The organism is Caminicella sporogenes DSM 14501 (assembly GCF_900142285.1).
Classification (GTDB): domain Bacteria; phylum Bacillota; class Clostridia; order Peptostreptococcales; family Caminicellaceae; genus Caminicella; species Caminicella sporogenes.
Genome location: NZ_FRAJ01000001.1, coordinates 1 through 538 on the forward strand (window position 1 = coordinate 1; position 538 = coordinate 538).

1 rRNA gene is annotated in these 538 nt (G+C 52.8%); it reads left to right on the forward strand.

Annotated features, from left to right (window positions below):
- Window positions 1-538: ribosomal RNA gene (locus BUA90_RS00005) — 23S ribosomal RNA — on the forward strand; the annotation flags it as partial.

The following is a 538-nucleotide window of genomic DNA, read 5'->3' on the forward strand; positions in this document are numbered from 1 at the left end:
GTCCAAGCCCGTAGGGAGTCACTGTAGGCAAATCCGCAGTGGCAATCCTGAAAGGTGATGGGGAGCAAAATTTTGCGAACTTGCTGATTCCACACTGACAAGAAAAGCCTCTACCGAGATAATAGGTGCCCGTACCGCAAACCGACACAGGTAGGCGAGGAGAGAATCCTAAGGCGAGCGAGAGAACTGCTGTTAAGGAACTCGGCAAAATGACCCCGTAACTTCGGGAGAAGGGGTGCCACGGTAGGGTTAAAAGCCCGAGGTGGCCGCAGAGAATAGGCCCAAGCGACTGTTTACCAAAAACACAGGTCTCTGCTAAATCGAAAGATGAAGTATAGGGGCTGACGCCTGCCCGGTGCTGGAAGGTTAAGGTGAGTAGTTAGCGAAAGCGAAGCTGCAAGCCGAAGCCCCAGTAAACGGCGGCCGTAACTATAACGGTCCTAAGGTAGCGAAATTCCTTGTCGGGTAAGTTCCGACCCGCACGAAAGGCGTAACGATTTGGGCACTGTCTCAACAGCAGGCTCGGTGAAATTGTAGT